The organism is Variovorax sp. GW822-FHT04E09, assembly GCF_058800845.1.
The window spans coordinates 314,674-341,206 of record NZ_JBXAMR010000005.1; the positions used below are offsets into that span (position 1 = coordinate 314,674).

The 26,533-nt window shown below is 68.0% G+C and carries 21 protein-coding genes; 14 read left to right on the forward strand and 7 right to left on the reverse strand.

Features of this window, described 5'->3' with window-relative positions:
* Positions 1–33 precede the first annotated feature (33 nt).
* The 9 genes from AC1RL8_RS21640 to AC1RL8_RS21680 are packed head-to-tail and all read left to right on the forward strand — an operon-like array spanning position 34 to position 11,085.
* A complete protein-coding gene (locus AC1RL8_RS21640; protein ID WP_492686247.1) occupies positions 34–999 on the forward strand; it encodes an ABC transporter substrate-binding protein in 966 nt (321 codons plus the stop codon).
* Between the two features lie 12 nt (positions 1,000–1,011).
* On the forward strand, positions 1,012–2,082 hold the full coding sequence (gene chvE / locus AC1RL8_RS21645) for a multiple monosaccharide ABC transporter substrate-binding protein (RefSeq protein WP_492686246.1): 1,071 nt from the start codon (positions 1,012–1,014) through the stop codon (positions 2,080–2,082).
* A 32-nt stretch (positions 2,083–2,114) separates the two neighbouring features.
* Positions 2,115–3,641 carry a multiple monosaccharide ABC transporter ATP-binding protein gene (mmsA, locus tag AC1RL8_RS21650; protein ID WP_492686402.1) on the forward strand — a complete coding sequence of 509 codons (1,527 nt, stop codon included), beginning with the start codon at positions 2,115–2,117 and terminating at the stop codon, positions 3,639–3,641.
* Positions 3,628–4,836 carry a multiple monosaccharide ABC transporter permease gene (mmsB, locus tag AC1RL8_RS21655; protein ID WP_492686245.1) on the forward strand — a complete coding sequence of 403 codons (1,209 nt, stop codon included), beginning with the start codon at positions 3,628–3,630 and terminating at the stop codon, positions 4,834–4,836. The genes mmsA and mmsB overlap by 14 nt, the downstream gene beginning before the upstream one ends.
* Positions 4,837–4,840: 4 nt before the next feature.
* Entirely contained in the window at positions 4,841–6,361 is a 1,521-nt protein-coding gene (locus tag AC1RL8_RS21660; RefSeq protein WP_492686244.1) for a sugar ABC transporter ATP-binding protein, read from the forward strand.
* The gene (locus tag AC1RL8_RS21665; protein WP_492686243.1) at positions 6,358–7,392 is read left to right on the forward strand and encodes an ABC transporter permease; all 1,035 of its coding nucleotides are present in this window, start codon (positions 6,358–6,360) and stop codon (positions 7,390–7,392) included. Before AC1RL8_RS21660 ends, AC1RL8_RS21665 begins: the two co-directional genes overlap by 4 nt.
* Positions 7,389–8,411: a galactofuranose ABC transporter, permease protein YjfF gene (gene yjfF, locus AC1RL8_RS21670; protein ID WP_492686242.1), complete on the forward strand. Its 1,023-nt coding sequence runs from the start codon at positions 7,389–7,391 to the stop codon at positions 8,409–8,411. Before AC1RL8_RS21665 ends, yjfF begins: the two co-directional genes overlap by 4 nt.
* A gap of 10 nt (positions 8,412–8,421) precedes the next feature.
* Positions 8,422–10,158 (forward strand): IlvD/Edd family dehydratase, encoded by a 1,737-nt coding sequence (locus AC1RL8_RS21675; RefSeq protein ID WP_487848028.1) that lies wholly within the window; start codon positions 8,422–8,424, stop codon positions 10,156–10,158.
* A 9-nt stretch (positions 10,159–10,167) separates the two neighbouring features.
* Positions 10,168–11,085 (forward strand): dihydrodipicolinate synthase family protein, encoded by a 918-nt coding sequence (locus AC1RL8_RS21680; RefSeq protein WP_492686241.1) that lies wholly within the window; start codon positions 10,168–10,170, stop codon positions 11,083–11,085.
* 48 nt (positions 11,086–11,133) lie between these two features.
* Here AC1RL8_RS21680 and AC1RL8_RS21685 read toward each other — a convergent pair whose 3' ends face one another.
* The 5 genes from AC1RL8_RS21685 to AC1RL8_RS21705 form a co-directional block, all read right to left on the reverse strand.
* The gene (locus AC1RL8_RS21685) at positions 11,134–11,403 is read right to left on the reverse strand and encodes a hypothetical protein (RefSeq protein WP_062480564.1); all 270 of its coding nucleotides are present in this window, start codon (positions 11,401–11,403) and stop codon (positions 11,134–11,136) included.
* A gap of 148 nt (positions 11,404–11,551) precedes the next feature.
* Positions 11,552–12,043: a hypothetical protein gene (locus tag AC1RL8_RS21690; RefSeq protein ID WP_095747442.1), complete on the reverse strand. Its 492-nt coding sequence runs from the start codon at positions 12,041–12,043 to the stop codon at positions 11,552–11,554.
* Between the two features lie 47 nt (positions 12,044–12,090).
* Positions 12,091–12,507 (reverse strand): hypothetical protein, encoded by a 417-nt coding sequence (locus AC1RL8_RS21695; RefSeq protein ID WP_062481303.1) that lies wholly within the window; start codon positions 12,505–12,507, stop codon positions 12,091–12,093.
* Positions 12,508–12,714: 207 nt separating this feature from the next.
* A complete protein-coding gene (cphA, locus tag AC1RL8_RS21700; protein ID WP_492686240.1) occupies positions 12,715–15,282 on the reverse strand; it encodes a cyanophycin synthetase in 2,568 nt (855 codons plus the stop codon).
* 87 nt (positions 15,283–15,369) lie between these two features.
* Positions 15,370–17,613: a cyanophycin synthetase gene (locus AC1RL8_RS21705; protein ID WP_260685188.1), complete on the reverse strand. Its 2,244-nt coding sequence runs from the start codon at positions 17,611–17,613 to the stop codon at positions 15,370–15,372.
* Between the two features lie 139 nt (positions 17,614–17,752).
* Between AC1RL8_RS21705 and AC1RL8_RS21710 the strand changes: the two genes are divergently transcribed.
* The 3 genes from AC1RL8_RS21710 (at position 17,753) to queC (ending at position 21,314) form a co-directional block, all read left to right on the forward strand.
* On the forward strand, positions 17,753–20,041 hold the full coding sequence (locus AC1RL8_RS21710; protein ID WP_492686239.1) for a cyanophycin metabolism-associated ABC transporter: 2,289 nt from the start codon (positions 17,753–17,755) through the stop codon (positions 20,039–20,041).
* The gene (locus AC1RL8_RS21715; RefSeq protein ID WP_492686238.1) at positions 20,041–20,523 is read left to right on the forward strand and encodes a cyanophycin metabolism-associated DUF1854 family protein; all 483 of its coding nucleotides are present in this window, start codon (positions 20,041–20,043) and stop codon (positions 20,521–20,523) included. Before AC1RL8_RS21710 ends, AC1RL8_RS21715 begins: the two co-directional genes overlap by 1 nt.
* 86 nt (positions 20,524–20,609) lie before the next feature.
* Positions 20,610–21,314 (forward strand): 7-cyano-7-deazaguanine synthase QueC, encoded by a 705-nt coding sequence (gene queC / locus AC1RL8_RS21720; protein WP_095743689.1) that lies wholly within the window; start codon positions 20,610–20,612, stop codon positions 21,312–21,314.
* Here queC and AC1RL8_RS21725 read toward each other — a convergent pair.
* Entirely contained in the window at positions 21,296–23,107 is a 1,812-nt protein-coding gene (locus AC1RL8_RS21725; RefSeq protein ID WP_492686237.1) for an ABC transporter ATP-binding protein/permease, read from the reverse strand. The genes queC and AC1RL8_RS21725 overlap by 19 nt on opposite strands.
* Before the next feature lie 115 nt (positions 23,108–23,222).
* Positions 23,223–23,783, reverse strand: a complete 561-nt coding sequence (locus tag AC1RL8_RS21730) for a phosphonate degradation HD-domain oxygenase (RefSeq protein ID WP_492686236.1) — start codon at positions 23,781–23,783, stop codon at positions 23,223–23,225.
* A 207-nt stretch (positions 23,784–23,990) separates the two neighbouring features.
* Between AC1RL8_RS21730 and AC1RL8_RS21735 the strand changes: the two genes are divergently transcribed.
* Together AC1RL8_RS21735 and AC1RL8_RS21740 are read left to right on the forward strand one after the other, a co-directional pair.
* Entirely contained in the window at positions 23,991–25,025 is a 1,035-nt protein-coding gene (locus tag AC1RL8_RS21735; protein ID WP_095948258.1) for a putative 2-aminoethylphosphonate ABC transporter substrate-binding protein, read from the forward strand.
* A gap of 118 nt (positions 25,026–25,143) precedes the next feature.
* Positions 25,144–26,217, forward strand: coding sequence for an ABC transporter ATP-binding protein (locus AC1RL8_RS21740; RefSeq protein ID WP_070060031.1), 1,074 nt, complete (start codon positions 25,144–25,146; stop codon positions 26,215–26,217).
* The last annotated feature ends 316 nt before the right edge of the window (positions 26,218–26,533 follow it).

Consider the following 26,533-nt stretch of genomic DNA (forward strand, 5'->3'; position numbering starts at 1 on the left):
ACACATCACAGACTCATCAAGAAGGAGACAACCATGACCATGAATCGCCGCACCCTCAACACCGCGCTCGCCGCCGCAGCCCTGGGCAGCATGCTGCCCATGTCCGCCCTCGCGCAGAAGAAACTCGTGCTCGGCTTCGCGCAGGTGGGCGCCGAGAGCGAATGGCGCACCGCCAACACCGAGTCGATCAAGTCCTCGGCCAAGGAGGCGGGCATCGAGCTCAAGTTCTCCGACGCGCAGCAGAAGCAGGAGAACCAGATCAAGGCCATCCGCTCGTACATCGCGCAGAAGGTCGACGTGATCGCGTTCTCGCCCGTGGTCGAGTCGGGCTGGGAAACCGTGCTGCGCGAAGCCAAGGCCGCCAAGATCCCGGTGGTGCTGACCGACCGCTCCGTGAACACCAAGGACGACTCGCTCTACGTGACCTTCATGGGCTCCGACTTCACCGAGGAAGGCCGCAAGGCCGGCCGCTGGCTCGTCGAGAAGATGAAGGACCAGAAGGGTGACGTGAACATCGTCGAGCTGCAGGGCACCGTGGGCTCGGCCCCCGCCATCGATCGCAAGAAGGGCTTCGAGGAAATCATCAAGGCCGACCCGAAGTTCAAGATCACCCGCTCGCAGACCGGCGACTTCACGCGCGCCAAGGGCAAGGAGGTGATGGAGGCCTTCCTCAAGGCCGAGGGCAAGAAGATCAACGTGCTCTACGCGCACAACGACGACATGGCCATCGGCGCGATCCAGGCGATCGAAGAGGCCGGCATGAAGCCCGCGAAGGACATCACCATCATCTCCATCGACGGGGTGAAGGGCGCCTTCGAAGCCATGATCGCCGGCAAGCTCAACGTGTCGGTGGAATGCAGCCCCCTGCTCGGGCCGCAGCTCATGAGCGCGGTGAAGGACATCAAGGCCGGCAAGACGCTGCCCAAGCGCATCGTCACGGAAGAAGGCATCTTCCCGATGGAAGTCGCGGCCAAAGAGTTTCCGAACCGCAAGTACTGAGGACCGACCGACATGAAACGCAACTTCCTCAAGGCCTCGCTCGCGGGCCTGGCCTTCGCCGTCGTCGGCTTCACGCCGCTGGCCCAGGCGCAGGACAAGGGCCTGATCGCCATCTCGATGCCCACCAAGTCGTCGGCGCGCTGGATCGCCGACGGCGCCAACATGGTCAAGTACTTCAAGGACAAGGGCTACAAGACCGACCTGCAGTACGCCGACGACGACATTCCGAACCAGCTCGCGCAGATCGAGAACATGGTGACCAAAGGCTCGAAGGTGCTGGTCATCGCGGCCATCGACGGCACAACGTTGTCCGACGTGCTGCAAAAGGCGGCTGACAAGGGCGTGAAGGTCATCGCCTACGACCGGCTCATCAAGGGCTCGAAGAACGTCGACTACTACGCCACCTTCGACAACTTCCAGGTCGGCGTGCTGCAGGCGCAGTCGATCGAGGCGGCGCTCGGCCTGAAGAGCGGCAAGGGCCCGTTCAACATCGAGCTGTTCGGCGGCTCGCCCGACGACAACAACGCCTTCTTCTTCTACAACGGCGCGATGTCGGTGCTCGACCCGTACATCAAGAGCGGCAAGCTCGTGGTGCGCAGCAAGCAGATGGGCATGGACAAGGTCGGCACGCTGCGCTGGGACGGCGCGGTGGCGCAGGCGCGCATGGACAACCTGCTGTCGGCCTACTACACGAAGGACCGCGTCGATGCGGTGCTGTCGCCGTACGACGGCCTGTCGATCGGCATCCTCTCGTCGCTCAAGGGCGTGGGCTACGGCTCGGGTTCGCAGCCGATGCCGGTGGTGTCAGGGCAGGACGCGGAGATTCCGTCGGTCAAGTCGATCCTGCGCAAGGAGCAAAGCTCCACCGTGTTCAAGGACACGCGCGAGCTGGCCAAGGTGACGGTCGCGATGGTCGACGCCATGCTCTCGGGCAAGGCGCCCGAGGTGAACGACACCAAGACCTACAACAACGGCATCAAGGTCGTGCCCTCGTACCTGCTCAAGCCGGTGAGCGTCGACGGCTCCAACTGGAAGCAGGTGCTGGTGGACAGCGGCTACTACAAGGAAAGCCAGGTCAAGTGAGCCCGGCCGGCGAAGCGCGCACGATCCTCGCGATGCGCGGGATCACCAAGACGTTCCCGGGCGTGAAGGCCCTGAGCAACGTCAACCTCGCCGTGCGCGCGGGGGAGATCCACGCGGTGGTGGGCGAGAACGGCGCGGGCAAGTCGACGCTCATGAAGGTATTGAGCGGTGTCTACCCGTGCGACTCCTACACCGGCGAGATCCATTTCGAGGGCGAGCTTCGCCGCTTCAAGGGCATCGCCGACAGCGAGAAGCTGGGCATCATCATCATCCACCAGGAGCTGGCGCTGGTGCCGCTGCTGTCGATTGCCGAGAACATCTTCCTGGGCAACGAGATCGCGAGCGGCGGCGTGATCGACTGGTTCGCCGCCTATGCGAAGACGCGCGAGCTGCTTGCGAAGGTGGGTCTGAAGGAGCCGCCCACCACGCTCGTGACCGACCTGGGTGTGGGCAAGCAGCAGCTGGTGGAAATCGCCAAGGCGCTGGCGAAAGAGGTGAAGCTGCTGATCCTCGACGAGCCCACCGCGAGCCTGAACGAGAACGACAGCGATGCGCTGCTCGCGCTGCTGCTCGAACTCAAGCGCCAGGGCATCGCCTCGATCCTCATCTCGCACAAGCTCAACGAGATCGCCAAGGTGGCCGATTCGATCACCGTGCTGCGCGATGGCGCGACGGTGGAGACGATGGACTGCCGCATCGCGCCGATCAGTGAAGACCGCATCATCCGCGGCATGGTGGGACGCGACATGGAACACCGCTATCCGCAGCGCTCGCCGAAGATCGGCGAGACGGTGCTGGAGGTGCGCGACTGGCGCGTGCACCACGCGCTGCATGCCGACCGCGAGCAGATCAAGGGCGTGAACCTGCACGTGCGCCAGGGCGAGATCGTCGGCATCGCGGGTCTCATGGGCGCGGGGCGCACCGAGCTGGCGATGAGCGTGTTCGGCAAGTCGTACGGCCAGCGCATCAGCGGCTCGGTGCTGATGCACGGCCAGCCGGTGGACGTGAGCACGGTGCGCAAGGCCATCGACCACGGCATCGCCTACGTCACCGAAGACCGCAAGGGCCTCGGGCTGGTGCTGGAGGAAGGCATCCGCAAGAACATCAGCCTCGCGAACCTCGATGCGATTGCCGAGCGTGCGGTGATCGACGACGGCCGCGAGTTCAAGGTGGCCAATGACTTCAAGAAGGCATTGAACATCCGTTGCTCGGGCGTCGAGCAGCTGGTGGTCAACCTGTCGGGCGGCAACCAGCAGAAGGTGGTGCTGAGCAAGTGGCTCTTCACCAAGCCGGAACTGCTGATATTGGACGAACCCACGCGCGGTATCGACGTGGGCGCCAAGTACGAGATCTACACCATCATCGACCAGCTCGCGAGCGAGGGCAAAGGCATTCTCATGATTTCTTCCGAACTTCCCGAGCTGCTGGGCATGTGCGACCGCATCTACGTGATGAACGAGGGCCGCTTCGTGGCCGAGTTCACGGCGGCCGAGGCGTCGCAGGAACGCATCATGCATGCGATCGTGAGCGCAGGGAGTTCCGTTCATGTCGCTGCCTGAAGCCAACGCGGTGCAGGGCGCCGCACCAGCCGCTGCACCGAAGCTCCATGTGGGCTTCCTGAAGAACAACCTGCGCGAATACGGCATGCTGATCTCGCTGGTCGCGATCATGGTGCTGTTCCAGGTGCTGACCGACGGCACGCTCTTGCGCCCGCTGAACCTCACCAACCTGCTGCTGCAGAACAGCTACGTGGTCATCATGGCGCTGGGCATGCTGCTGGTGATCGTGGCGGGGCACATCGACCTGTCGGTGGGCTCGGTCTGCGGCTTCATCGGCGCGCTCGCGGCGGTGCTGATGGTGGAGTACGAGTGGCACTTCGTGCCGACCGCGATCATCAGCATCGCGGCCGGCGCGGTGATCGGCGCCGCGCAGGGCTGGTTCGTGGCGTTCCGCAAGATCCCGTCATTCATCGTCACGCTCGCGGGCATGCTGGTGTTCAAGGGGCTCACGCTGGCGCTGCTGGCGGGGCAGTCGGTGGGGCCGTTTCCGGTCGAGTTCCAGCGCCTGAGTTCGGGCTTCATTCCCGATCCGCTCGGCGGCGACACGCTACGCACCACCTCGCTGATCGTGGGCGCGCTGGCGGCCGCGGCGCTGGTGTTCTTCAAGCTGCGCGGTCGTGCCAAGCTCAAGGCGCATGGCATGGAGCAGGAGCCGTATGCCTTCTTCCTCGTGAAGAACCTGTTCTTCGCGGCGATCATTCTTTTCTTCAGCTACCTGCTCTCGACCTACAAGGGCCTGCCCAATGTGCTGGTGGTGATGGCGGTGCTGATCGTGGTGTACGACTTCGTCACCAACCGCACGACCATCGGCCGGCGCATCTACGCGCTGGGCGGCAACGAGAAGGCCGCGCGGCTGTCGGGCGTGAAGACGCAGCGGCTCGCGTTCCTCACCTTCGTGAACATGGGGGCGCTGGCCGCGTTGGCGGGGCTCGTGTTCGCGGCGCGCCTGAACACGGCCACGCCCAAGGCGGGCCTGGGTTTCGAGCTCGACGTGATCGCGGCCTGCTTCATCGGCGGCGCCTCGGCCTCGGGTGGCGTGGGCCGCGTGATGGGGGCGGTGATCGGCGCCTTCATCATGGGCGTGATGAACAACGGCATGTCGATCCTGGGCATCGGCATCGACTACCAGCAGGTCATCAAGGGGCTGGTGCTGCTGGCAGCGGTGTTCATCGACGTCTACAACAAGAACAAGTGAACGCATGACCGACAGCGGCGTCACCCCCGTGCTGGAGTTGCGGGGCATCCACAAGCAGTTCGCCGGCATCCCGGTGCTCAACGGCGTGCAGCTGAAGCTCTACCCGGGCGAGATCCATGCGCTGATGGGGCAGAACGGCGCGGGCAAGTCGACGCTCATCAAGGTGCTCACGGGTGTGCTGCCATCGAGCGGCGGCGAGATGTTCCTGGGTGGCGAAGCCATCCGGCCCGCCTCGCCGCTGGAGGCGCAGAAGCTGGGCATCAGTACGGTCTACCAGGAGGTGAACCTGTGCCCGAACCTCTCGGTGGCGGAGAACGTGTTCGCGGGGCGCTATCCGCGCTGCGGCGCGCTGCAGGGCTTTCGCATCGACTGGGCGTCGGTGAACCGCCGGGCGTCTGAGCTGCTCGCCCGCATCGGGCTCGACATCGACGTGACGCGGCTCCTGTCGAGCTATTCGGTCGCGGTGCAGCAGATGGTGGCGATCGCGCGGGCGCTCGGCGTGTCGTCGAAGGTGCTGATCCTTGACGAGCCGACCTCGAGCCTCGATGACGATGAAGTCGAGAAGCTGTTCGAGGTGTTGCGTCGGCTGCGCGGCGAGGGCCTCGCCATCGTTTTCGTGACGCACTTCCTGAACCAGATGTACGCGGTGTCCGACCGCATCACCGTGCTGCGCAACGGCAACTGGGTGGGCGAGTGGAAGGCTGCAGAGCTTGGTCCGCAGGCGTTGATCGCGGCGATGCTGGGTCGCGAGTTGGCTGCGCAGTCGGCACGACCCGCCGCGCTGCCTGCATTCGATGAAGCAGCGCCCGCGTTGCTGCAATCGGAAGGACTGGGGCAGGCCGGCCAGTTGCAGGCCACCGATCTGCGCGTGCGTGCCGGCGAGGTCGTCGGCATCGCCGGCCTGCTCGGCGCGGGCCGTACCGAACTCGCGCGCCTGCTGTTCGGCCTCGAATCGCCCGACCGTGGCGTGCTGAAGATCGACGGCCGCTCCGTCAGCTTTTCGAATCCGGCCGATGCGATCCGCGAAGGGCTCGCGCTGTGCCCTGAAGAGCGCAAGACCGACGGCATCGTGGCCGAGCTGTCGGTGCGCGAGAACATCGCGCTGGCGCTGCAGGCCAGGCTCGGCACACGGAAATTTCTCTCGCACGCGGAGCAGACCGCGATGGCCGAGCGCTTCGTCGCCTCGCTGGGCATCAAGACGGCGAGCGTCGAAACCCCCATCGGCCTGCTCTCGGGCGGCAACCAGCAGAAGGCCATGATCGCGCGCTGGCTCGCGACCGAGCCGCGCCTGCTGATCCTGGACGAACCCACGCGCGGCATCGACGTGGCTGCCAAGCAGGAGATCATGGAAGAGATCCTGCGGCTCGCGCGCGCTGGCATGGCGGTGATCTTCATTTCGTCGGAGATGAGCGAGGTGGTGCGTGTCGCGCATCGCATCGTGGTGCTGCGCGACCGGCAGAAGGTGGGCGAACTGCCGGGCGGCTCGACCGAGGACGAGGTCTACGAAATGATCGCTGCAGCATGAACCGCCTTTCGTCCCTCATGAGCCACCGGCTCGCCTGGCCCGTCATCACGCTGCTGTTGCTGCTCGCGATCAACACCGCGTTCAACGCGAGCTTCCTGCACCTCGAATGGCGCGACGGCCATCTCTACGGCAGTCTCATCGACATCGTGAACCGCGCGGCGCCGCTGGTGCTGGTCTCGCTCGGCATGACGCTGGTGATCGCCACGCGCGGCATCGACATCTCGGTGGGTGCGGTGGTGGCCATTGCAGCATCGGTCGCGGCCTGGATGATCGGCGGCTCGGTGTCCAGCGACGTGAGCCGCTTCCCGATGCCGCTCGCGATCCTCGCGGCGCTCGGTGTCGCGCTGTTGTGCGGCCTGTGGAACGGCCTCTTGGTCGCCAAGGTCGGCATGCAGCCGATCATCGCGACGCTGATCCTCATGGTGGCGGGGCGCGGCATCGCGCAGCTGGTCGCGGACGGGCAGATCATCACGATCTACTACAAGCCCTTCTTCTTCCTCGGCAGCGGCTACCTGCTGGGGCTGCCGTTCTCGCTGTTCATCGTGGCGGCGGTGTTCGCGCTGCTGTACCTGGCGATCACGCGCACGGCGCTCGGCCTGTTCATCCAGGCGGTGGGCATCAACCCGACGGCCGCGCGCGTGGCGGGCATCCAGGCACGGCGGCTGGTCGTCGGCGCGTATGCGTTCTGCGGCGTGTGCGCGGGCGTGGCGGGCCTGTTGATCAGCTCGAACGTGAAGAGCGCGGACGGCAACAACGCCGGCCAGCTGCTGGAGCTCGATGCGATCCTCGCCGTCACGCTCGGCGGCACGGCGCTCACGGGCGGGCGTTTCAGCCTCGTGGGCAGCGTGATCGGCGCGCTCATCATCCAGACGCTGACCTACGCGATCTACTCGTTGGGCGTGCCGCCGGAGATCAACCTCGTGGTGAAGGCGGTGGTGGTGTTCGTGGTGATGCTGATGCAGTCGCCGGAGTTCAGGGCGGAGGTTCGCACGTTGGTGCAGCGGCCGGTGCATGACGGGGGCAGGGCATGAGCGCGGTGATCGAGGCGGCGCCTTCAGTCCAGACCGCGCCTACGCGCGGGAGCAAGACAAGGCTCAATCCGAAGTACCTGCCGCTCACCGCGACCATCTCGCTGTTCGTGCTGATGGCCACGCTGGGCTCGGTGTTCTACGACGGCTTCTTCTCGGCGCAGGTGTTCCTCAACCTGCTGATCGACAACGCGTTCCTGATCGTCGTCGCGGTCGGCATGACCTTCGTGATCCTCTCGGGCGGCATCGACCTCTCGGTGGGCTCGGTGATCGCGCTCACGACGATGGTGTCGGCCTCGCTGGTCGAGAAGCACGGGTGGAGCCCGGCCATCGTGATTCCGCTGGTGCTCGCGATGGGCACGGCCTTCGGCGCGTTCATGGGCCTGCTCATCGAGCGCTTCCGGCTGCAGCCCTTCATCGTCACGCTGGCGGGCATGTTCCTCGCGCGGGGTCTCTGTTACCTCATCAGCATCGACTCGATCAGCATCACCAACGCGTTCTATTCGGAGGTCTCGCAGATCCGCATTCCGATCTGGGGCGAGGCTTCGGTCTCGGTCAGCGCGGTGATCGCCATCGCCGTGCTGCTGGCCGCGATCTTCATCGCGCACTGCACGCCGTTCGGGCGCGCGGTGTACGCCATCGGCGGCAGCGAGCATTCGGCCATGCTCATGGGCCTGCCGGTGCGCCGCACGCTCGTGGGCGTGTACACGCTCTCGGGTTTCTGCTCGGCGCTGGCGGGGGTGATCTTCACCTTCTACATGCTCTCGGGCTACGGCCTGCATGCGCTCGGGCTGGAGCTCGACGCCATCGCGGCGGTGGTGATCGGCGGCACGCTGCTCACGGGCGGCGTGGGCTACGTGGCGGGCACACTCTTCGGCGTGCTCATGCTCGGGATCATCCAGACGCTGATTTCCTTCGACGGCACGCTGAGCTCGTGGTGGACGCGCATCGTGGTCGGCGCGCTGCTCTTCGTGTTCTGCCTGCTCCAACGCTTCTTCACCTCGCGCGCCCCGCGCCGCTGACCACTTCCCCATGACAAAGAAACTGCGCTCGACCGAATGGTTCGGCTCCGCCGACAAGAACGGCTTCATGTACCGCAGCTGGATGAAGAACCAGGGCATCCCCGACCACGAGTTCGACGGCCGCCCGATCGTCGGCATCTGCAACACCTGGTCGGAACTCACGCCCTGCAACGCGCACTTCCGCAAGATCGCCGAGCACGTCAAGCGCGGCATCTCGGAGGCGGGCGGCTTCCCGGTCGAGTTCCCGGTGTTCTCGAACGGCGAATCGAACCTGCGGCCCACCGCGATGCTCACGCGCAACCTCGCGAGCATGGACGTGGAAGAAGCCATTCGCGGCAACCCGGTCGATGCGGTGGTGCTGCTCACGGGCTGCGACAAGACCACGCCCGCGCTGCTGATGGGCGCGGCCAGCTGCGACATCCCGGCCATCGTGGTCACGGGCGGGCCGATGCTCAACGGCAAGCTCGACGGCAAGGACATCGGCTCGGGCACGGCCGTCTGGCAGCTGCACGAATCGCTGAAGGCGGGCGAGATCAACCTGCACCAGTTCCTCTCGGCCGAGGGCGGCATGTCGCGCTCGGCGGGCACCTGCAACACGATGGGCACGGCCTCCACCATGGCCTGCATGGCCGAGGCGCTGGGCACCTCGCTGCCGCACAACGCGGCGATTCCGGCGGTCGATGCGCGGCGCTATGTGCTCGCGCAGATGTCGGGCGCGCGCGCGGTGCAGATGGCCAAGGACGGGCTCACGCTGTCGAAGATCCTCACGCGCGAGGCCTTCGAGAACGCGATCCGCGTGAACGCAGCCATCGGCGGATCGACCAATGCGGTGATCCACCTGAAGGCGATCGCGGGGCGCATCGGCGTCGAGCTCGAGCTGGAAGACTGGACGCGCATCGGCAGCCACACGCCGACCATCGTGGACCTCATGCCCTCGGGGCGCTTCCTCATGGAAGAGTTCTATTACGCGGGTGGCCTGCCCGCCGTGCTGCGCCGCCTCGGCGAGCACGGGCTGCTGCCGCACCCCGGCGCGCTCACCGTGAACGGCCAGTCGCTCTGGGACAACGTGCGCGAGGCGCCGAGCCTCAATGACGAGGTGATCCGTCCGCTCGACAACCCGCTGATCGCCGACGGCGGCATCCGCATCCTGCGCGGCAACCTGTCGCCGCGCGGCGCGGTGCTCAAGCCCTCGGCCGCCACGCCTGAGCTGCTCAAGCACCGAGGCCGCGCCGTGGTGTTCGAGAACCTGGAGCACTACAAGGCACGCATCGTCGATGAAGACCTCGACATCGACGCGAGCTGCGTGATGGTGCTGAAGAACTGCGGCCCCAAGGGCTACCCCGGCATGGCCGAGGTGGGCAACATGGGCCTGCCGCCGAAGCTGTTGCGCCAGGGCGTGAAGGACATGGTGCGCATCTCCGACGCGCGCATGAGCGGCACGGCGTATGGCACGGTGGTGCTGCACGTCGCGCCCGAAGCCGCCGACGGCGGGCCGCTCGCGGCGGTGCGCGACGGCGACTGGATCGAGCTCGATTGCGATGCGGGGCGGCTGCACCTGGACATCAGCGACGAGGAACTCGCGTCGCGCCTGGCCTCGTTGTCCGCGTCCGATGCGCAGCCGATGAGCACGCGCGGCGGGGGCTACCAGAAGCTCTACGTCAACCATGTGCTGCAGGCCGATGAAGGCTGCGACTTCGATTTCCTGGTCGGCTGCAGAGGCTCGGCCGTTCCCCGCCACTCCCACTGACCCCACACCATGACCCCCCGATACCGCGGCATCTTCCCGGTGGTGCCCACCACCTTCACCGAACAGGGCGCGCTCGACCTGGAGAGCCAGAAGCGCTGCGTCGATTTCATGATCGACGCGGGCTCCGACGGGCTGTGCATCCTCGCGAATTTCTCCGAGCAGTTCGTGCTGTCCGACGAGGAGCGCGAGGTGCTCACGCGCACGATCCTCGAGCACGTGAAGGGCCGCGTGCCGGTGATCGTGACGACCACGCACTACAGCACCCAGGTCTGCGCCGAGCGCAGCCGTCGCGCGCAGGCGATGGGCGCGGCGATGCTGATGGTGATGCCGCCGTACCACGGCGCGACCTTCCGCGTGCCCGAGCCGCAGATTTACGAGTTCTACGCGCGGCTCTCGGATGCGATGACGATTCCGATCATGATCCAGGACGCCCCCGCCAGCGGCACGGTGCTGTCGGCGCCGTTCCTCGCGCGCATGGCGAAAGAGATCGAGCAGGTCGCGTACTTCAAGATCGAAACCGCTGGCGCCGCGTCGAAGCTGCGCGAGCTGATCCGTTTGGGCGGCGATGCCATCGAAGGGCCGTGGGACGGCGAAGAAGCGATCACGTTGATGTCCGACCTCGACGCCGGCGCGACCGGTGCGATGACCGGCGGCGGTTATCCCGACGGCATTCGCCCGATCATCGAGGCGCACCGTTCAGGCGACCGCGACCAGGCCTTCGCGCTGTACCAGCGGTGGCTGCCGCTCATCAACTGCGAGAACCGCCAGGCGGGCCTGCTGGCCTGCAAGGCGCTCATGAAGGAAGGCGGCGTGATCGCCTGCGAAGCGCCGCGGCATCCGCTGCCCGCGCTGCATCCCGAGACGCGCGCGGGCCTCATCGAGACCGCGCGGCGGCTCGATCCCTTGGTGTTGCGCTGGGGGAAATGAAACAGGCGGGCCCGGGTACGCCAGGTACCGGACCGCCATGGGACGGGCTCAGGAAGCGGCGCTGTTGCCCGCTTCGAGCTCGGTGACTTGCAGCGAGAGATCGAACAGCTTGGACTTGCTGGCGTAGTAGCGGTCCAGGCGCCACTCCTTCAGGATGTCCATCGCAAGCTGGAAGCTCTTGTAGTCGAGGCTGTAGAGCGTGATCAACTCGAAGCTGCGTTCGGCTTCGAGCGCCAGCACGAGTTGGGCAAGGATCTTGGCCGATTCGTTGGCCGGGTCCGTTTCAATGAATCGGCGAGCGACCTTGATGGCATTCATGGGAAAGTGTTCCTCGGTTGGCAGGGACCGGGAACTATAGCTAGCACATGCCTGTATTTTGTGACGATTTGATGACAAACGAGGGCATCGCCCGCGAACGTGTCGTCGGTGTTATCACCGAGGCGCATTCCGGGCGATGCGCACCGGGTCACTGCACCGGCACGGGGCGCGGCATGGGCATCGGCATCGGTTCCGCAGGCATCGGTGCCGGCATCGGGGCGGCCATCGGCGGTGGCAATGTTGCGGCCGGTATGTTCACGACGCGGGTCGAGACCGATTCGCGGATCACGCCGCCACCCATCACGCTGCCATCGACATTGCTGCGGATGTTGCCCGCGCTGCCCAGCACGCGGGCCTCGCAGTCGGCACGCTCGGCCGGCGGCTGCAGGCCGCAGCGGGCCACGGCGTTGGCGCGGTAGTCGGGCGCGGAGGTGAGGCCGCCGCGCGCCGCGGCCTGGCGCGCGGCGCCGGCTTCGCGGATGCAGGCGGCACGGTCCTGCTGGTTGTGGCCGCAGACCGCAATCTCCTGCTGGTAGGTGCTGCCGCCGCCGTCGCCACGGGCGGCCGTGGCGATGGTGGTGGTGGCCAGCCCGCTGAGTGCGAGCAGGGCAAAGATCATCGAACGCGCATTGTTTGGCATGGTGTGCTCCTTGTTGGCGTATCGGGGTGAAGGCCGGCCTCGCGCGATCAGCGCACCGGCTGCACGGGCTGCGGCGGCAGCGGGGTGACGGTTTCGCGGATCACGCCGCCGCCCATCACGCTGCCTTCGGTGGAGGTGCGTGCACCGCCGCGGATGCGCGCTTCGCAATCGGCGCGGTCGGCCACGGGTTGTTCGCGGCAGCGTGCGAGCGCGTTGGCGTCTTCGCGTTCCGCACCGGGGGTGGTCAGGCCGTGGCGACCGGCTTCCTGGCGCGCGGCGCCGGCTTCGCGCAGGCAGGCCGCGCGGTCCTGTTGCACGCCGTCACAGGTGGCGCGTTCCTTTTGCATCCGCGCGTCGCTGCCGGGCGCCTGGGCCGAGGCCAGCGGCGCACAGGCCATGAAGAAGCCGCCGAACGCCACGAGGGCGGCGGTCGACACGGTGGAACGGAGGGAATGGGTCGTCATCGGGGCTCCTGGAAAGGCGCGCCGTGCGAGCGGACATGAGGAAGACAAAAGCACGCAGGGCGCGACCGGTCCCCAGTGTGGGGCGGGCGCCCGGGCCGGGCTGTGGGACAAGCCGCACGCCGTGGAGCGGGCCGGACGCGCCCCTGCGTGTGGGACACGTCCGTCAGCGCAAGGAGGGCGGGCCTCCCGCGCTGCGGGGCGGGCGGATCAGCCCTGCGCGATGCGCTGCGCGAGGTGGGCCAGCGCCTCTTCGACCTGGTCGACCAGGATGAGCGACAGGTCGCCCGGCTGCAACCGCGCCAGCGCCGTGTCGATGGCGACGAACTCGCCGCGGATCTCGTCGATCTGGCGCGTGCGCGAGGCGCCCTGCAGGCCCTGGCGCAGCAGCGCCATGACTTCGCCGTCGGCCCGGCCGCGCTGCGCCGCGTCCTGGTACAGGATCACGTCGTCGAAGGCCTGGCCGAGGATCGCGGTCTGGTCGCGGATGTCCGAATCGCGCCGGTCGCCCGCGCCGCTGATGACCACCGAGCGTTTGTTGGCGGGCATGGTGTCCACCGCCGACACCAGCGCCTTCATGGCGTCGGTGTTGTGGCCGTAGTCGGCGATCACGGTGGCGCCGCGGTAGTCCATGACGTTGAAGCGCCCGGGCACGCCGGCCGCGTCGTTCATGAAGCTCGACAGGCCGCTGCGGATGGTGTCCCAGTCCAGGCCCACGGCCCACGCGGCGGCCACCGAGGCCATCACGTTGTCGACCTGGAAGCCGATGGTGCCGCCGCGCGTGATGGGCACGTCGCGCAGCGCGATGCGTTCGCGCCACGAGCCTTCGGCGGCCACCAGCGTGTCCTGGTCGACGTACACGGTGCGCTTGCCCTGCGCGCGGTGCGTGGCCATCACCGGGTGCATGCGGTCGGCGGTGAAGAAGATGACGTTGCCGGGGCAGCCGGCGGCCATGGCGGCGACGTTCACGTCGGCCGCGTTGAGCACCGCGTAGCCGTCGGCGGCCACGTTGCGCACGATCACGCGCTTGAGCACCGCCAGGTCTTCCACCGTGGTGATGTAGTTCAGGCCCAGGTGGTCGCCGCTGCCGATGTTGGTGACCACGGCCACCTCGCAGCGGTCGAAGCCCAGGCCTTCGCGCAGCACGCCGCCGCGGGCCACTTCGAACACGGCCGCGTCGACGTCGGGGTGCATCAGCACGTTGCGCGCGCTCTTGGGGCCGCTGCAGTCGCCGCTGTCGGTCTGGCGGCCGTTGACGTACACGCCGTCGGTGTTCGTCATGCCGGTGCGCAGGCCGCTGGAGGCAATGATGTGGTTGATCAGGCGCGCGGTGGTGGTCTTGCCGTTGGTGCCGGTGACGGCCACCACGGGAATGCGGCCGTCGTCGCCGGGGGCGAACAGCGTGTCCATCACCGCCTCGCCGACCGCGCGGCCGCGGCCGAACGAAGGCGAGATGTGCATGCGCAGGCCGGGCGCGGCGTTCACTTCGACCACGCCGCCGTGCTGTTCTTCGAGCGGGCGCAGCACGTTCTCGCAGACCATGTCGACGCCGCAGATGTGCAGGCCGACCATCTGCGCCGCATCGACGGCGCGCGCCGCCACTTCGGGGTGCACGGTGTCGGTGACGTCGGTGGCGGTGCCGCCGGTCGAGAGGTTGGCGTTGTTGCGCAGCACCACGCGCTGGCCCAGCTCGGGCACGCTCTCGGGCGTGAGGCCCTGCGACTCGAGTCGGCCGATGGCGATGTCGTCCAGGCGGATCTTGGTGAGCGAGGTGGCGTGGCCCTCGCCGCGGCGCGGGTCGAGGTTCACGGTGTCGACCAGCTGGCGCACGGTGGAGCTGCCGTCGCCGATCACCTGCGGCGGGTCGCGCCGCGCGGCGGCCACGAGGCGGTCGCCCACCACCAGCAGGCGGAAGTCGAAGCCGGGCAGGAATTTCTCGACCATCACCTCGCCGTACGCGGCGGCCGAGTCGTAGGCCGAGTTCAGCTGCTCGCGCGTGGTGATGTTCACCGTCACGCCCTTGCCCTGGTTGCCGTCCTGCGGCTTGACCACGACCGGCAGGCCGATTTCTTCCGCGGCGGCCCAGCCGTCGTCGGCACTGGACACGGGGCGGCCCAGCGGCACCGGCACGCCGGCGGCGTTGAGCAGCTGCTTGGTGAGTTCCTTGTCCTGCGCGATCGATTCGGCCACGCCGCTGGTGCTGTCGATCTCGGCGGCCTGGATGCGGCGCTGCTTGGAACCCCAGCCGAACTGCACCAGGCTGCCGCTGGTGAGGCGGCGGTACGGAATGCCGCGCGCCACGGCGGCGTCGACAATGGAGCCGGTGCTCGGGCCCAGGCGTTCCGACTCGTCGAGGTCGCGCAGCTCGGTGATGGCGGCGTCGGCGTCGAAGGCGGTGTCGGCCAGCGCGGCCTGGATCAGCGCTTCGGCCAGCGCGAGGGCGCGGCGGCCCACGTCTTCCTCGGTGTACTGCACGGTGACCTGGTAGACGCCTTCTTCGGTCGTGGGCGCGGTGTTGCCGAAGTTGACGGCGCAGCCGGCCTGGGCCTGCAGCGCCACAGCGGCGTTCTCGAGCACGTGGGCCAGCGCCAGCGGCTGGCCGAGCACCATCGGGTGCAGCTCGCCGATGGTCGGGAAGCGGGCGCGCAGGCGGGCTTCGAACCCGTCGAGCTTGCCGACGGCGTTCTCGTCGCCTTCGCAGGCCACGACGGCCTCGATGGTGGTGTGGCGGCTCCAGAGATTGGGGCCGCGCAGGGCGCGGATGCGGGTGACTTTCATGGGGCTACGGCACGGGGCGCGCGGTTGCGGTGATCTTGCGGTGTGACCAGGGCGCCGGCCCCGCGGGTGGCGGGGCGGCGCATCGTGTCATGCCAGTTGTAGTTGGGGCGAAAGGGGCGAGGCCTGCGACAGCTGCAGCGAGGCCAGGGCCGCCTGCAGGTCGGCTTCGAAGGCCTCGACGCCGGCGCCGATCAGGTTGAGCGGAATGCCCATGGCCCAGGCGGCGGCCACGGCGGCCAGCAGGCTTTCGAGGCTCACGCCGACGTGGGTCGCGCGCCAGATGGTCAGGCGGCCCAGGCCGGGCAGGAACGATTCGCTCGTGCCGTTGGCCAGCACCACGCGGTCCTGGCGCACCAGCACGGCCTTGCCGCCTTCGGCCTGGTGCGCGGCGAGCGCGGCGGCCTGCGGGTCGGCCGCATAGAGGATGACGGCGCCATCGCACAGCGGCGCCAGGGCGGCGATGCGCGGCTCGTCGGCGTTCAGCACGGCCGTGCCTTCGCCCAGCACCACGTCGACCTGGGTGCGCAGCACCTTGACCATCTGGTCGCTCTCGGTGATGTCGTAGTCGGCCAGGGCTTCGCAGCCTTCGAGGTCGGTCACGATGCCGACTTCGCAGCGGTCGTAGGCCAGGCCGTCGCGCAGGATGGTCTCGGCGCCGTTCTCGATCACCACGGCCTCGACGGCGCGGTTCACGAGCAGGCGGTGGCCGGCGTCCCAGTTGGCGCTGTCGCGTGCGTCGACGCGGCGGCGTTCCAGGAACAGGCCGTCGCGGCAGGCCAGGCCGGTGTGGCGCCCGCCGAGGTTGATGAGCCAGGCCACCAGCCGCGCGAGCACGGCGGTGTCGCGCGAACCGGCCACGCCCACCACGGGGATGCGGCCGGGCGCGTCGTTCGGGAACAGGTGGTCGCAGATGGCGCGGCCCACGGGGCGCGGCGAGCCGATGGCCGGCTTCAGGTGCATCAGCAGGCCGGGGCCGGCGTTCACCTCGACGATCGCACCGCCCTGCGGGCCCAGCGGCTTGGAAATATCTTGCGCGACCATGTCGATGCCCGCGATGTCCAGGCCGACCACGCGGGCGGCGAGCACGGCGGCGTGCGCCACCTCGGGGTGCACGAGGTCGGTGCAGTCGTAGGCCATGTTGCCGTTGCGCTGGATCGTCACCACGCGCCCGGCGGCGGGCACCGAGTTGCCGTCCAGTTCCTGGCGCTTGAGCTCCAACTGCAGCTTGGCGTCGGTGGCCAGCACGATCACGTCGAGCGGGAATTCTTCTTCGGCGCCGCGGCGCGGGTCGCTGTTGAGCTGCTTGTCGATCAGCCCGGCCACGGTGCTGGTGCCGTCGCCGGTCACGGTGATGATCTCGCCGCGCGCGGCCGCCACCACCTCGCCGCCCACCACCAGCAGGCGGTGTTCGTGGCCGCGGATGAAGCGCTCGACCATCACGTCGCTGCCTTCGGGCTCGGCGACCGCGAAGGCGGCCATGACTTCCTCGCGCGTGGTCAGCTCGAGCGACACGCCGCGGCCATGGTTGGCGTCCGACGGCTTCACGACCACGGGCAGGCCGATGTCCTCGGCGGCTTCCCAGGCTTCTTCGGGCGACTCGACCACCTGGCCGTGCGGCACGGGCACGCCGCAGCTGGCGAGCAGCGACTTGGTCAGCTCCTTGTCGCTGGCGATCGATTCGCCGATGGCGCTGGTGTAGTCGGTCTCGGCGGTCCAGATGCGCTGCTGGTTGGCGCCGTAGCCCAGCTGCACCAGGTTGCCGCTGTTCAGGCGCATGTGCGGAATGCCGCGGTCGGTGGCGGCGGACACGATGGCCGCGGTGCTCGGGCCGAGGTAGCAGTCCTCGACCTTGGCCTTGACGGCCTCGACGGCGGTCTGCACGTCGGCGGCGGTGAACGGGTCGTTGTTGATGGCCGCCATCAGCAGGCGGTGGCCTTCTGTGAGCGCCACGCGGGCGACCTGCTCGTCACGCGCGCGGAACACCATGCGGTACACGCCGTGCTCCGAGGTGCTGCGCGTCTGGCCGAAGCCGGTCGGCATGCCGGCCAGGTTCAGCAGCTCGATCACGACGTGCTCCAGCACGTGGCCCGACCAGGTGCCTTCGGTCAGGCGCTGGATGAAGCCACCGCGCTCGCCCACGCCGCAGTGGTGCTCGATGAGCGCCGGCAGCAGGGTGGTCAGCCGGTCGGTGAAACCGTCGATCTTGTTGGAGGGGAAGTCTTCCAGTTGACCCAGGTCGAGCCAGACTTCGAGCACCGGACGGTAGGTCCAGAGGTTGGGACCGCGCAAATAGTTGATGCGCAGCAATTGGATGTCGTCGAAACGGGTCATGCAAACGTTCGATGTGCTTTGGCCGAGCACCACGGCGCCTTCAAGCGCACCCATGGCGATCGGTCAGAATCGGCGCCCGACCAAGGACGCCATGACGCGGTCCCAGCGGCCCGCGACGGGCAAGAGTCAAATAAACACAATGCAACATCACGATCCAGTCGGCGCCCAGGCGGGCGAAACGGAGGCGGTCTCAGGCGTGCTGAAAAGCCGACTCGCAGGCGCTGAAAACGTTTCGGTAACACTTGCGGTTGACCTCGACGACCAACTTCGCTTCGCCACCGGCCTCGTCGCCCTGACCGATCAGCGGCTCATCGCCCTGGAACCCGGCGGCGAGTGGCGTGAGTGGCCACTCACCGATCAAGCCTTGGAAATGCGTCTTTCCGACCACGCAGGCGTCGGAACCCTCGACCTCATCGGCCCCGCCGGACAGCTCGCCCGCTGGCGCTACACCCTGGCCGGCCAGCCGGCGGCGCTGAAGCTGCTCAAGCTGTTCGGCCAGCGCGCCGCGCCCGCTGTCGCGAAGGCGACAGAAGAGGTGCCCGAACTTCTCGACGTCGACGGCACCGACACCGAGCTCCAGACCCCGCCCTCGACCTGGGTGCTGCTGCGCCTGGGCCGCTTCGCCGGGCCGTACCGCAAGCAACTGATCCTCGGGTTTGTCCTGACCCTGATCTCCACCGCCGCCACGCTGGTGCCGCCGTACCTGACCATCCCGCTGATGGACGACATCCTGATCCCGTTCCAGAACGGGCAGAAGATCGATTCCGGGCGGGTCGGCCTCTACCTGGGTGGCCTGCTGATCGCGGCGCTGGTCGGCTGGGGGCTGGGCTGGGCGCGCACCTACCTGCTGGCGCTGGTCTCGGAACGCATCGGCGCCGACCTGCGCACCACCACCTACGAACACCTGCTGACCCTGCCGCTGGACTACTTCGGCGGCAAGCGCACCGGCGACCTCATGGCGCGCATCGGCTCGGAAACCGACCGCATCAACGTCTTCCTGTCGCTGCACGCGCTCGATTTCGCCAACGACGTGCTGATGATCGTCATGACGGCGGCCATCCTGATCTCGATCAACCCGCTGCTGGCCGTGGTCACGCTGGTGCCGCTGCCCTTCATCGCCTGGATGATCCACGTCGTGCGCGACCGCCTGCGCACCGGCTTCGAGAAGATCGACCGCGTCTGGTCCGAAGTGACCAACGTGCTGGCCGACACCATCCCCGGCATCCGCGTGGTGAAGGCCTTCGCGCAGGAGCGCCGCGAGGCCGAGCGCTTCCGCGTCGCCAACGCCTACAACCTGCAGGTCAACGACAAGCTCAACCGCACCTGGTCGCTGTTCACGCCGACCGTGTCGCTGCTCACCGAAATCGGCCTGCTCGTGGTCTGGGCCTTCGGCATCTGGCAGGTGGCGCGCGGCAGCATCACCGTGGGTGTGCTCACCGCCTTCATCGCCTACATCGGCCGCTTCTACACGCGGCTCGACTCGATGAGCCGCATCGTCTCCGTCACGCAGAAGGCCGCGGCCGGCGCCAAGCGCATCTTCGACATCCTCGACCACGTGAGCAACGTGCCCGAGCCGGCCAACCCCGTGAAGGTGGAGCGCGTGCAGGGCCGCATCGAGATGAGCGGCCTCGGCTTCCGCTACGGCTCGCGCGCCGTGATCCACGACCTCGACCTGACCATCGAGCCGGGCGAAATGATCGGCCTCGTGGGCCACAGCGGCTCGGGCAAGAGCACGCTGGTCAACCTGATCTGCCGCTTCTACGACGTGACCGACGGCGCCATCAAGGTCGACGGCACCGACATCCGCCGCTTCGCCGTGGCCGACTACCGCCGCCACGTCGGGCTGGTGCTGCAGGAGCCGTTCCTGTTCTTCGGCACCATCGCGCAGAACATCGCCTACGGCAAGCCCGACGCCACGCGCGAAGAGGTGGTGGCCGCCGCCCGCGCGGCCCACGCGCACGACTTCATCCTGCGCCTGCCGCACGGCTACGACTCGCTGGTGGGCGAGCGCGGCCAGGGCCTGTCGGGCGGCGAGCGCCAGCGCATCAGCATCGCGCGGGCGCTGCTGATCGACCCGCGCATCCTGATCCTCGACGAGGCCACCTCGGCCGTCGACACCGAGACCGAAAAGGAAATCCAGAAGGCGCTCGACAACCTCGTGCAGGGTCGCACCACCATCGCCATCGCCCACCGTTTGTCCACGCTGCGCAAGGCCGACCGCCTCGTGGTCATGGACCGCGGCGAGGTGGTCGAGGTCGGGCCGCACGACGCGCTCATGGCCAAGCAGGGCGCCTACTGGCGCCTCTACCAGGCGCAGCTGCGCCAGGGCGACGAAGACGATGTGAGCGAAGGCGCCGCCGACGAGCGCGCCAACGCCCAGGCGCCGCTGGCCGTGAGCCACGCCGCCCATCCGGCAGGGGACGTGTGATGAGCACCAACACCAACAACATGAGCTTTGAACTCGCACGCGACACGTTCGGGCGCCTCGTGCTGACCGACGCACAGGGCGAGCACCATGTGGGCGTGACACCCGTGCGCGCCTTTCCGCTCAGCGCGCCCAACGAGGGCGTGTCGCTCGTCGGCAGCGAAGGCCGCGAACTCGTGTGGGTCGACCGCGTCGACCAGCTGCCCGCGCCCACCCAGGCGCTGCTGACCGAAGAGCTCGCGGTGCGCGACTTCGCGCCCACCTTGCTGAAGCTGCACGGCGTGTCCAGCTTCGGCGTGCCCAGCACCTGGACCGTGAGCACCGACCGCGGCGACACCAGCTTCGTGCTCAAGGCCGAGGAAGACATCCGCCGTCTCGAAGGCGGCGCGCTGCTGATCGCGAGCGCGCACGGCGTGCAGTTCCGCATTCCCGATGCGAAGGCGCTGGATCGCGCTTCGCGCAAGCTGCTGGAGCGCTTTCTCTAGAAGCGCCGCAGAACAGGGCGGCCCGCAGCACCGATCGGCTGCGAAAATCGCGCATTTGCACTACAACGGCCCCGCCGTTGACGGACATGCCCCTGCACACCACCGCCCTCGTTCTCTTCTCCGGCGGCCAGGACTCGGCCACCTGCCTGGCCGAGGCCCTGTCCAAGTACCAGCGGGTCGAAACCCTGGGCTTCGACTACGGCCAGCGCCACCGCGTCGAACTCGACGTGCGCGGCACCGTGCTCGCCAAGATGCGCGAGCGCTTTCCCGAATGGGCGCCGCGCCTGGGCGAAGACCACGTGCTCACGCTGGCCGCGCTGGCGCAGCTCGGCGGCTCGTCGCTCACCGAAGAAGTCGCCTTCGCCATGCAGGCCGACGGCCTGCCCAACACCTTCGTGCCCGGGCGCAACCTGCTGTTCCTCACGCTGGCGGGCGCGCTGGCCTACCGGCGCGGGCTGCAGGTGATCGTCACCGGCGTGTGCGAAACCGACTTCTCGGGCTACCCCGACTGCCGCGACGACACCATGAAGGCCATGCAGCTGGCGCTGTCGCTCGGCCTGGAGCGTCGCCTCGTGATCGAGACGCCGCTCATGTGGATCGACAAGGCCGAGACCTGGGCGCTGGCCCACCGCCTGGGCGGCCAGCCGCTGGTCGACCTGATCGTGGAAGAAACCCACACCTGCTACCTCGGCGACCGCGAGCACCGCCAGGCCTGGGGCTACGGCTGCGGCGAGTGCCCGGCCTGCGATCTGCGCAAGAAGGGCTGGGAGCGTTACGTCGCTGCGGCCTGAGCCGCTGTAGAGGTATCGAGCCGGTAGCGCGCGCCGCCGGCTGCGCTTTCGTCCTGCGGCACCAGCGTCCACCGCTGGCCGTGGAAATCGCCCACCGCCGGACGGTGCGCGATCGACACCATCGCACCGCCGCCCGCGCGCACCGTGTCGGCCAGCCGCTGGTAGAGCACGGCTTCGGCCGGCGCATCGAGCGCGCTGGTCACTTCGTCGGCGAAGAGCCACGCCGGCTTCTTCAGCAGCACCCGCGCGATGGCCAGCCGCTGCTGCTCGCCGCCCGAGAGCTTCTGACTCCAGGCGTCGCTGTCGTCGAGCCGGTCCACCAGGTCGGGCAGCAGCGCATCGGCCAGGGCCTGGCGCAGCTGGTCGTCGCTGAAGCCGGAGGCCGGGTGCGGGTAGGTCAGCGCCTCGCGCAGCTTGCCGTCGGGCAGGTAGGGGCGCTGCGGCATGAAGACCGCGTCGGCCGGGGCCTGCACCTTGCCGCGCGCAAACGGCCAGATGCCCGCAAAGGCGCGGAACAGCGTCGACTTGCCGCTGCCCGAGGGGCCCTGCAGCAGCACGCTGTCGCCGGGGCGCACCGCCAGCGCGGCACCGGCCAGCAGCTGCGTGCCGTTGGGCAGCGCGAGCGTGAGGTCGCTGGTGCCCAGCGTGGTGGCGCCTTCTTCGCGCTGCAGGCCGTCTTCGCGTGCGGCGTGGGCGCGCATCGCGTCGTCGAAGCTGATCAGGCGGTCGGTGGTGGCGCGCCAGACGGCCACCTTGTCGTAGTTTTCGACGAACCAGCTCAGCGATTCCTGCACCTTGTCGAAGGCCGAGGAAATCTGCATGAGGGCACCCAGCTGAATGGCGCCGCTGAAGAAGCGCGGCGCTGACACGAGGAACGGGAAGATCAGCGAGGCCTGACCGAACATCGCGGTGAAGGTGACCAGGTTCTTCCGCTTCTTGATCAGCTGCAGGTAGTTGCGCAGCACCGCGCCGAAGCGCGTGTCGAGCTGGCCACGCTCCACTGTTTCGCCGTGGTCGAGTGCGATCGCTTCGCTGTACTCGCGCACGCGCACCAGGTGGTGGCGGAAGTCAGCCTCGAAGCGCTGCTGGCGGAAGTTCAGGCCGATCAGCGGCCGGCCGATGAAATGCGTGATGACCGTGCCGACCACGCAGTAGACCAGCGCCAGCCACACCATCGAGCCGGCGACCTGGTAGGTGCTGCCGCCCAGCGACAGGTCGAAGGTGCCCGACAGGCCCCACAGGATGCCGATGAAGCTCAGCAGCGTGACCACCGCGTTCAGCAAATCCATCGACAGCACCATCGTGGCATTGGTGAACATCTGCATGTCCTCCTGGATGCGCTGGTCGGGGTTGTCGGGCGTGACGCCGTCGGCCTGGGCGTAGCGCGCCAGCTCCAGGTGATAGAAGGTCCGGTCGGCCATCCAGCGGTCGAGGTAGTTCCGGGTCATCCAGGCGCGCCAGCGCAACTGGAGCATCTGCGTCACGTAGAACTTCGCCACCTGGATCGCGATGTTGAAGAAGGCCAGCACGGCGAACACGCGGATTTCGCGCCAGAAGACCACCGCGTCCTTGTTCTGCAACGCATCGTAGAAGCGGCCGTACCACTGATTGAAGAGCACCAGCGCGTACACGTACGCCAGGTTCAGCGCCACGATGCCCGCGAACATGAGGCGCGCCCGCCATTTCTCCTCGTCCGAGTTGAAGTAGGGCGCCGCGAGCCGCAGCACGCGGCGCACGACCTGGACGAACGTGCTGACACGCGCCGCGACAGTGGGGGATGGAGCAGATGACATGCGGATTTCCTCGCAGGCGCCGATGCGCCGGACCTCGTGAGGCGCCCATCGTAGACAAGTGCGTCTTAAGCGGGGCTGAAGGCGGCTCCTTCCGCCCGGAGCGATGCGCCGGCCCTCAGCGCAGCATCACGCGCGCCGCCGTCGCCAGGAAATGCGCCAGCGGCGGCGTTCGCAGCCCCTCGGCCTTGGCGGCCTCGTCCCACAGCCGAAGCCGCACCGCGTCGCCCGACCACGGCAGGCCCGCAAAGCGCTGCGCCGCGTCATCGTCCATCACGCCGCCCTGCAGCGCCAGGCTGCGCACCGAATCGGGCGAGAGCTTCGACACGTAGCCTGGCCGCGTCGCGCACAGGTAGCGCTTGGCGTCCACGTGCAGCCGGATCGGCTCGCGCACCGCCACGTCGAAGGCGCCGCGCAGCAGCGGCAGCGCGATGTACTGGTGGCGGTCGTCAATGCCCAGTTCGGTGGGCGAGCGCGACAGCGTCTGGTGCTCGGCGATCAGCAGGTGCCCCAGGTCGTGCAGCAATGCGGCCGTCACGAGCGTGTCGCCGGCGCCGGCCTGTTCGGCCAGCCAGGCGCATTGCAACGCGTGTTCGAGCTGCGACACCGGCTCGCCCGCGTACGCCAGGCCGCCGCGTTCGGCGAACAGGCGAGCGATCTCGGCGAGGTCGAGTGTCATGGGATTGCAAAAGAACGGTGTGCGACAGCCTGTACAGGCTCGCGTCGCTCGATGACAACCGTGTGACGAAAGTGCAAACGCCGCGGCGCGGGTACGGCCGTGTGACAAACCTTTGTCACATAGCGCTGCGAGCATCGCTGCGTTCACGGCCCTGGCCGTGTTTTCTTTTTGCGTACACCGCCTGTTCTTACCTCGAGGGAATCTCCCATGCTGCATCGTCGTCTGATGTGGGCCGCCGTGCCCGCCGCCTTGTTCTCGCTGGCTTTCGCCGCCTCGGCCCAAGGCCGCACCGAGCTGCTGGTCTACACCGCGCTCGAAGCCGACCAGGTGCAGGCTTACAAGGCCGCCTTCGAAAAGGAGAACCCGGCCATCGAACTGAAGTTCGTGCGCGACTCCACCGGCATCGTCACCGCCAAGCTGCTGGCCGAAAAGGCCAACCCGCAGGCCGACGTGGTGTGGGGCCTGGCCGCCACCTCGCTGATGCTGCTGGACAAGGAAGGCATGCTCCAGCCCTACGCCCCCAAGGGCCTGGACGCCATCAAGCCCACCATGCGCGACACGGCCAACCCGCCCAAGTGGGTCGGCATGGACGTGTGGTCGTCGGCCATCTGCTTCAACACCGCCGAAGCCACGAAGAAGAACCTGCCCAAGCCCACCAGCTGGGCCGACCTGACAAACCCGGTCTACAAGGGCCAGATCACCATGCCCAACCCGGCCGCCTCGGGCACCGGCTACCTCATGGTGTCGGGCTGGATCCAGATGATGGGCGAGGACAAGGCCTGGAAGTACATGGACGCGCTGCACCAGAACATCGGCGTGTACAGCCTGTCGGGCAGCAAGCCCTGCCGCCAGGCCGGCGCCGGCGAGTTCGCGCTGGGCATGTCGTTCGAATACCGCGCCAACAAGACCAAGCGCGACGGCGCCCCCATCGACATCGTGCTGCCCAAGGAAGGCCTGGGCTGGGACATGGAAGCCACCGGCATCATGAAGACCAGCAAGAAGCAGGACGCCGCCAAGGCCCTGGCCGACTGGGCCGTGACGAAGCAGGCCAACGAGCTGTACGCGAAGAACTTCGCCGTGCTCGCGCTGCCGGGCATCCAGGAAAAGCTGGAGTTCGTGCCGGGCGACGTCGAGAAGCTGCTGGCCAAGAACGACTTCAACTGGGCTGCCGCCAACCGCGACCGCATCCTGACGGAATGGTCGAAGCGCTACGACGCCAAGGCTGAAAAGAAGCCGATGTAATGGGCTCTCCCCCAGTCTTCGCGCACTTCGTGTCGCTACGCCAACCCCCTCACCGGGGGCAACACCAGCGGCCCGGCAAAGCCGGTTCCGCGGTGTTTCTCGACTGGGGCTATTGAATATGACCAGCTTTCTTTCCCTTCGCGGCATCGGCAAGTCCTTTGGCGCCACGCGCGTGCTCGACGGCATCGACCTGGACATCGAGCCCGGCGAGTTCGTCTGCCTGCTCGGTCCTTCGGGCTGCGGCAAGACCACGCTGCTGCGCATCGTGTGCGGCATCGAGCGCGCCGACAGCGGGCAGATCCTGCTCGGCGGTCAGGACATCGCGGGCCTGCCGCCCGCGGCGCGCGGCTTCGGCGTGGTGTTCCAGTCGTACGCGCTGTTCCCCAACCTCACGGCGGCGCAGAACATCGCCTACGGCCTGCACCCCACGGGCGCCCTGGCACGCGAGATGGCCAAGCGCTCGCGCGAAATGCTCGACCTCGTCGGCCTCACCGCGCATGCCGACAAGTACCCCGTGCAGCTCTCGGGCGGCCAGCAGCAGCGCATCGCGCTGGCGCGCGCCCTGGCGCCCAACCCGCGCCTGCTGCTGCTCGACGAGCCGCTCTCCGCGCTCGACGCACAGGTGCGCGCCACGCTGCGCAGCGAGATCCGCGCGCTGCAAAAGCGCCTGGGCATCGTCACCATCATGGTCACGCACGACCAGGAAGAAGCCCTCTCGATGGCCGACCGCGTGGTGCTGATGCACAACGGCCGCATCGAGCAGGCCGGCACGCCCGACGAGCTGTACCGCAAGCCGCGCACCCGCTTCGTGGCGGGTTTCGTGGGCCGCATGAACATGCTGCCCGCCACCGTGCTGGCCGACGGCAAGGTGCGCGTGCGCGACAGCGAACTGTTCTGCGCGCCCGGCAGCCTCAGCGTCGGTTCGCAGGCCACCGTGGGCATCCGTCCCGAGCATGTGGTGGTGAAGCGCTTCGGCTCCGAACTCGGCACCAACAGCTTCGCCGCGCGCCTGCTCGACACCGAGTTCTTCGGCAACCGCACCTCGGCCCGCCTGGCCTGCGAGCCGCTGGGCATCGAGATCGAGGCCGAACTGCCCGCCGATGCACGCAGCGGCGGCGAAGAGCCGCTGGTGCCCAGCAGCATGGTGCACATCCAGCTTCCCTTGAACGCGCTGTCGGTCCTGGCGCAATGAAATGACATCGGGCTTGTCGGTGCCTTGTCGTTGGGAGCGCAGTCCTTCAGGGCGCGCTCCCGCCGACGGGGTACCTTGCTCCGCGAATGTCCCCCGGCCTGCGGCCTCCTCCTTGATTTCGCTGCGCAAGGCACCCCATCGGCGTGAGCGTTGGGCAGTGCGGCTGTTGATCGAACAGCACAACGACCGCGCCCATCATGCGCAGGACACCGGGTGCTTCCCGCAGCGAAATCAAGGAGGAGGGCGAAGCCCGGGGGACATTCGCGGAGGGAAGTACCCGGTGGCCTGTGCACACGCCCTGAACAACGACACCAAA

What these genes read in the sequence shown, in the direction of transcription:
- AC1RL8_RS21740 (WP_070060031.1), top strand. Translation starts at nt 25,144, where the DNA reads ATGACCAGCTTTCTTTCCCTTCGCGGCATCGGCAAGTCCTTTGGCGCC.
- AC1RL8_RS21710 (WP_492686239.1), top strand. Translation starts at nt 17,753, where the DNA reads ATGCAACATCACGATCCAGTCGGCGCCCAGGCGGGCGAAACGGAGGCG.
- AC1RL8_RS21730 (WP_492686236.1), bottom strand. Translation starts at nt 23,783, where the DNA reads ATGACACTCGACCTCGCCGAGATCGCTCGCCTGTTCGCCGAACGCGGC.
- yjfF (WP_492686242.1), top strand. Translation starts at nt 7,389, where the DNA reads ATGAGCGCGGTGATCGAGGCGGCGCCTTCAGTCCAGACCGCGCCTACG.
- mmsB (WP_492686245.1), top strand. Translation starts at nt 3,628, where the DNA reads ATGTCGCTGCCTGAAGCCAACGCGGTGCAGGGCGCCGCACCAGCCGCT.
- AC1RL8_RS21735 (WP_095948258.1), top strand. Translation starts at nt 23,991, where the DNA reads ATGCTGCATCGTCGTCTGATGTGGGCCGCCGTGCCCGCCGCCTTGTTC.
- AC1RL8_RS21690 (WP_095747442.1), bottom strand. Translation starts at nt 12,043, where the DNA reads ATGCCAAACAATGCGCGTTCGATGATCTTTGCCCTGCTCGCACTCAGC.
- AC1RL8_RS21665 (WP_492686243.1), top strand. Translation starts at nt 6,358, where the DNA reads ATGAACCGCCTTTCGTCCCTCATGAGCCACCGGCTCGCCTGGCCCGTC.
- AC1RL8_RS21725 (WP_492686237.1), bottom strand. Translation starts at nt 23,107, where the DNA reads ATGTCATCTGCTCCATCCCCCACTGTCGCGGCGCGTGTCAGCACGTTC.
- AC1RL8_RS21680 (WP_492686241.1), top strand. Translation starts at nt 10,168, where the DNA reads ATGACCCCCCGATACCGCGGCATCTTCCCGGTGGTGCCCACCACCTTC.
- queC (WP_095743689.1), top strand. Translation starts at nt 20,610, where the DNA reads ATGCCCCTGCACACCACCGCCCTCGTTCTCTTCTCCGGCGGCCAGGAC.
- AC1RL8_RS21705 (WP_260685188.1), bottom strand. Translation starts at nt 17,613, where the DNA reads ATGACCCGTTTCGACGACATCCAATTGCTGCGCATCAACTATTTGCGC.
- AC1RL8_RS21640 (WP_492686247.1), top strand. Translation starts at nt 34, where the DNA reads ATGACCATGAATCGCCGCACCCTCAACACCGCGCTCGCCGCCGCAGCC.
- chvE (WP_492686246.1), top strand. Translation starts at nt 1,012, where the DNA reads ATGAAACGCAACTTCCTCAAGGCCTCGCTCGCGGGCCTGGCCTTCGCC.
- AC1RL8_RS21695 (WP_062481303.1), bottom strand. Translation starts at nt 12,507, where the DNA reads ATGACGACCCATTCCCTCCGTTCCACCGTGTCGACCGCCGCCCTCGTG.
- AC1RL8_RS21685 (WP_062480564.1), bottom strand. Translation starts at nt 11,403, where the DNA reads ATGAATGCCATCAAGGTCGCTCGCCGATTCATTGAAACGGACCCGGCC.
- AC1RL8_RS21675 (WP_487848028.1), top strand. Translation starts at nt 8,422, where the DNA reads ATGACAAAGAAACTGCGCTCGACCGAATGGTTCGGCTCCGCCGACAAG.
- mmsA (WP_492686402.1), top strand. Translation starts at nt 2,115, where the DNA reads ATGCGCGGGATCACCAAGACGTTCCCGGGCGTGAAGGCCCTGAGCAAC.
- cphA (WP_492686240.1), bottom strand. Translation starts at nt 15,282, where the DNA reads ATGAAAGTCACCCGCATCCGCGCCCTGCGCGGCCCCAATCTCTGGAGC.
- AC1RL8_RS21715 (WP_492686238.1), top strand. Translation starts at nt 20,041, where the DNA reads ATGAGCACCAACACCAACAACATGAGCTTTGAACTCGCACGCGACACG.
- AC1RL8_RS21660 (WP_492686244.1), top strand. Translation starts at nt 4,841, where the DNA reads ATGACCGACAGCGGCGTCACCCCCGTGCTGGAGTTGCGGGGCATCCAC.